We start from the raw sequence: 5,198 nt of genomic DNA on the forward strand, positions 1-5,198 counted from the left end.
CACTGGAACACCTACCCGGGCGTGGGTGTCGACATCCCGTCGTTCAGCTACCAGTTCTCCTTCGAGCAGCGGAACACCTGGTCGCGCGTCTACGCGCCCGGTGCCGAGCTCAAGGCCTACGCCGAGCACTGCACGGACAAGTACGGGCTGCGCGAGCGGACCCGCTTCAACACCCGCGTCACCGGCGCCCGCTTCGACGACGACACGCACGAGTGGACGCTCGAGACCGCCGACGGTGACGAGATCGTGGCGCGCAACGTCGTGGTCGCGACCGGCGCGCTGACCCAGCCGAAGCTGCCGGACATCGCCGGCGTCGAGTCGTTCACCGGAACCACCCTGCACACCGCACGCTGGGACCACGACGTCGACCTGAGCGGCAAGCGGGTCGCGATCATCGGCACCGGCGCCTCCGCAGTGCAGGTGATCCCCACCATCGCGCCCGAGGTCGAGCAGCTCACCGTGTTCCAGCGCACTCCCATCTGGTGCCTGCCGAAGCCCGATGCACGGCTCGCCTGGCCGTTGCGTACGGCGCTGCGGGTGCCCGGCGCGAAGACCCTGACCCGCACGATCAGTGAGGCGTTCGTCGAGGCGAACTTCCCCATCGCCGCGCACTTCTACGGCGTCGTACCGCTGGCCGACGGTGCCGAGCGGATCGGCCGCGCGTTCCTCCGCCAGCAGGTCAAGGACCCGGTGACCCGCGAGAAGCTGACGCCGAAGTACGGCCTGGGCTGCAAGCGCCCCAGCTTCTCCAACCGGTACCTGTCGGCCTTCAACCGCGACAACGTGGTCCTCGAGACCACCGGCATCGAGGCCATCACGCCCAGCGGCGTGCGCACCACCGACGGTGTCGAGCACGAGATCGACGTCCTCATCCTGGCGACCGGCTTCAAGGTCTTCGAGAAGGGCAACATGCCGCCGATCCCGGTCGTCGGTGCCGACGGCCTCGACCTCGAGGCGTGGTGGGACGAGAACCGCTTCCAGGCCTACCAGGGCGTCAGCATGCCGGGCTTCCCCAACCTCTTCATGATGCTCGGGCCCTACGGCTTCAACGGGTCGTCGTACTTCAACCTGATCGAGGCGCAGAGCCGCCACATCGTCCGCGCGCTGCGCGAGGCGCGCCGCCGCAGCTCGACCCGGGTCGAGGTGACCGCCGAGGCCAACGACGCCTACTTCCAGCGGATGCTGGGCCGCCGACCCCAGCAGGTGTTCTTCCGCGATGCCTGTGCGACGGCCAACAGCTACTACTTCGACGCGCACGGCGACGTGCCGTTGCGGCCGGCCCTCACGCTGGAGACCAAGTGGGAGGCTGCACGCTACGACCTGGACGACTACACCTACGCGTAGACCGTCGCGGCCCCGCACCAAGCACACGCACCGAACTCCGAGGAGAAGCCATGAAGGCCGTCGTCTGTCACGACACCAAGCTCGAGGTCACCGACGTCCCGGCACCCGAGCCGGGTCGCGGCCACCTGCTGCTCGACGTGCACCACTGCGGCATCTGCGGGTCCGACCTGCACGCCCGTGTGCACGCCGACGACATGGCCGACGCGGCCGCGGCGAGTGGCTATGACGGCTTCATGCGTGCCGGCGACTCCGTGGTCTTCGGCCACGAGTTCTGCGGCGAGGTCGTGGACCGCGGGCCGCGGACCAGCAAGGAGATCAAGACCGGCACCCGCGTCGTCGCGATGCCGATCCTGCGCACCGGCGGTGCCGTCCACACCACCGGACTCTCCGTCCACGCTCCCGGCGCGTACGCCGAGCAGGTCGTCGTCCAGGCGGCCCTCGCGATGCCCGTGCCCAACGGCCTGCCCTCCGACAAGGCCGCGCTGACCGAGCCCATGGCGGTGGGGCTGCACGCCGTACGCCGTGGGCAGGTGAAGAAGGGCCAGGTCGCGGTCGTGATCGGCTGCGGCCCGATCGGCCTCGCGGTGATCTCGCTGCTCAAGGCGTCGGGGGTCCGCACGGTCATCGCCAGCGACTTCTCCCCCGGCCGCCGCGCGCTCGCCGCCCAGTGCGGTGCCGACGTCGTCGTCAACCCGGCCACCGATTCGCCGTACGACGCCGCCGACGCCCGCGGGAAGTACGTCACCGCTGCGGGGCTGTTCGACCTCGCCGTGGACTCGATGACCAAGCTGCGCGCCGTACCCCTGCTGCCGTGGTGGACCGCGATGGAGACGGCCCAGAAGCTCGGCGCCCTGCCCGAGGGACCGGTGATCTTCGAGTGCGTGGGCGTGCCCGGCATCATCGACCAGGTCATCGCCAGCGCGCCGATCTCCTCACGCGTGGTCATCGTCGGCGTCTGCATGGGCAGCGACGCGATCCGTCCGGCGATCGCGATCAACAAGGAGATCGACCTGCGGTTCGTGCTGGGCTACCTGCCCACCGAGTTCCGCGAGGCGCTGCACCTGATGGCCGACGGCAAGGTCGACCCCACACCGCTGATGACCGGCACCGTCGGGCTCGCCGGCGTGGAAGCGGCGTTCTCTGCACTCGGCGACCCCGAGAAGCACGCCAAGATCCTGGTCGATCCCCGTTCGGACACCACGGCGATCTGACCAGGATCCGCGGGACCTAGCGGAGGACCTTCCGCACCAGCCGCCAGATCAGCGGCTGCGTGACGATCTTGCGCACGATCGCGCGCAGCCACAGCGGCCGGATGATCGACTTGACGATGCGCGGCAGCAGGCTGTCCGTGCGCACCATCACCAGCTCGAGCTCTTCCTCGACCTTCCGGTTGCGCACCACCGCGGCGGGGTGCCGGATCGGGAGCTCGAGTGGGCGCGCCGGGATCGAGTCCTTCTTCGCGCGCACGTTGGTGGCGCCCTCGCCGTACCCGTCGTTCTCGATCAGGTTGTGACGCGGCACGGCCGAGAGGCCGTTCTGGTTGATGATCGTGACCCACCAGTGGTGGTCCCAGAAGTACGACGACGGGTCGACATCTTCGGCGACCTTGGTGAAGTGGCGGCGACCCGCCTCGGAGACCAGGGCGTCGGGGTGCGGCGGTGCGGGCACCGCGCGGTGCGGCGGAATCAGGCGGCCGGGTTCGTCGACGGGGACGTGCTGACGGTCGAACAGCGCCCGGTGGGCCTGCCAGCGATCGGCCCAGCTCGCCCAGCCCCAGATGCTGGCCCAGGTCGCGAAGTCGTAGCTGTTGTCACCGAAGTAGGACTCGGGCACCTCGTGGGTGTCGCCGGAGATCAGCCAGACGTCCTTGTTGTCCCGGTAGCGCTCGAGGAGGTCCTCGCAGTACACGAAGAAGGTGGGGTCGGCGATGCAGTCGTCCTCGAGGAAGATCGCCTCGGGCACCTGGGAGAACACCCAGTCGATGCCGGCCTCGATGTTGGGGTCGAGCCCACGGTTGGTCTCGGCGAACCGCGGCAGCACCTCACACGGCCAGTCGACCTCGTCGAACAGCGCGCGCACCTCGGCGCAGAGCCGCTCGTCGTTCTCGTTCCCGGCCCGCGGGCCGTCGGCGATCACGAACAACTTCTCGGGCTTCGCGCCCCTGATCGAGGCCAGCGTGCGCCGGGTCAGGTCCGGTCGGTTGAACACGAACATGACGACTGGGGTCTGCAACGACACTCCTTGTTGAGCGAGATCTGGCAGTCGCCACCATATCGATCCTGCCGCTGATAGAGTCGCGCCCGCTCGACCAATGGTCACCGAATTCGGCCGCCCCCACGCCGAATTTCGCAGTTTGCGTGGGTGTATTTGTCGCCGTACGTGCGGCAGGCGCCCAATGAGTCCGACAGGAAAAATCACCCACCATGAACGACTTCTGGTACGGCAAGCGTGTCCTCATCACGGGCGGCGACGGCTTCGTCGCCAGCAACCTGACCGAGGCCCTCATCCGCCGCGGCGCGCTCGTCACCATCACCGTGCGGCACAACCGCCCCGTGCCCACCGCCGCCCTGCTCGGCTTCGACGGCCGGCCGGACGTCGAGGTCTGCGAGATGGACGACTTCGCGCAGGTCCAGCGCCTGTGCAACCGCCACCAGATCGACACGATCTTCCACCTCGCGGCCTCGGCCATCGTGGGTGACGCAGCGAACGCTCCGATGAGCACGCTGCACAACAACATCCTGCCGACGATGAACGTGCTCGAGGCCGCGCGCATCAACAACATCCCGCGGGTGCTCATCGCCTCGACCGACAAGTCGTACGGCGACCACGCGGACCTCGACGACCCGGAGCCGCTGCCGTACCGCGAGGGCCACGCGCTGCGCGGCATGGACGTCTACAGCGCGTCGAAGGCCTGCGCCGACATGATCACGCAGACCTACGGGTTCCAGTTCAAGGTGCCCGCCCTGATCGTCCGCAGCTGCAACATCTACGGCTCGGGCGACCTCAACTTCTCGCGCCTGATCCCGCGGACCAGCCTGCGCATGCTCAACGGCAAGGCCCCGGTCATCAACCTGGGCAACGCCGACGTGCTGCGCGAGTACGTCTACATCGACGACCTGGTCGACTCCTACCTCTTCCTCGCCGAGAACGTCGAGCGCCACTACAACACCGACATCCCCAGCACCGGTCGTGCGACCTACGGCTGGGCGGCGTACAACGTCGGCAGCTTCACCACTGCTGACGGCAAGGAGCCGCAGGAGTTCAGCAACATCCGCAGCGTGCGCCAGGTCATCGAGCAGATCGGCGGGATGCTCGACAACAAGCTGGAGTCGGTCACCATCCCCAAGCCGGACAACTTCATCGAGATCCCGGACCAGTTCCTGGACTCGTCGAAGCTGCACGACTTCGGCTTCACCCCGAAGATCGACTTCGAAGAGGGCCTGAACCGCACGGTCGAGTGGTACGCCAAGAACCAGGACCTGTTCACCAAGGCCGGCGCGCGGCACGTCCTCGCCGACTGACGCTTCCGGCTGACGACCGGCACTGAGGACTGGCTCGTCACCGCCCGGACAGGGCGGCGGCGACCACGTCCTCCTCGGACAGCAGCACCGTCGCGGCCGCAGGGCCGAGCGGGATGAAGGTGTCGGCACTGGCGACCCTCGAGAGCCGGCCCCGGTAGCCGTGCTCGAGCAGGCCGGTGACGACCCCTTCGGACACTCCCCCGCTGGCGCGCGTCTCGTCCACCACGAGCACCGCCGGGAAGTCCTCGGCCAGCGTGCGCAACCCGTCGAGTGGCAGCGGCGACAGCCAGCGCATGTCGACGACCGTGGTCGCGATGCCGTGCTCGCGCAGTC

General features: G+C 68.5%; 5 protein-coding genes. 3 read left to right on the plus strand and 2 right to left on the minus strand.

Features of this window, described 5'->3' with window-relative positions:
- Window positions 1-1,344 (plus strand): flavin-containing monooxygenase (locus ACOADB_RS19115; protein ID WP_378602029.1); only part of this gene is annotated, 1,344 nt, incomplete at its 5' end.
- A 50-nt stretch (window positions 1,345-1,394) separates the two neighbouring features.
- A complete protein-coding gene (locus ACOADB_RS19120) occupies window positions 1,395-2,555 on the plus strand; it encodes a zinc-binding dehydrogenase (RefSeq protein ID WP_378602032.1) in 1,161 nt (386 codons plus the stop codon).
- A gap of 16 nt (window positions 2,556-2,571) precedes the next feature.
- On the opposite strand, the gene ACOADB_RS19125 is transcribed toward ACOADB_RS19120, so the two are convergent.
- Window positions 2,572-3,576: a hypothetical protein gene (locus tag ACOADB_RS19125; RefSeq protein WP_378602035.1), complete on the minus strand. Its 1,005-nt coding sequence runs from the start codon at window positions 3,574-3,576 to the stop codon at window positions 2,572-2,574.
- Window positions 3,577-3,767: 191 nt separating this feature from the next.
- On the opposite strand from ACOADB_RS19125, the gene ACOADB_RS19130 reads away from it, so the two are divergent.
- On the plus strand, window positions 3,768-4,865 hold the full coding sequence (locus tag ACOADB_RS19130) for an NAD-dependent epimerase/dehydratase family protein (RefSeq protein WP_378602038.1): 1,098 nt from the start codon (window positions 3,768-3,770) through the stop codon (window positions 4,863-4,865).
- A gap of 37 nt (window positions 4,866-4,902) precedes the next feature.
- On the opposite strand, the gene ACOADB_RS19135 is transcribed toward ACOADB_RS19130, so the two are convergent.
- A partial coding sequence (locus tag ACOADB_RS19135; RefSeq protein ID WP_378602041.1) for a transketolase C-terminal domain-containing protein occupies window positions 4,903-5,198 on the minus strand: 296 nt, incomplete at its 5' end.

This window comes from Nocardioides sp. CPCC 206348, assembly GCF_048654705.1.
GTDB lineage: Bacteria > Actinomycetota > Actinomycetes > Propionibacteriales > Nocardioidaceae > Nocardioides.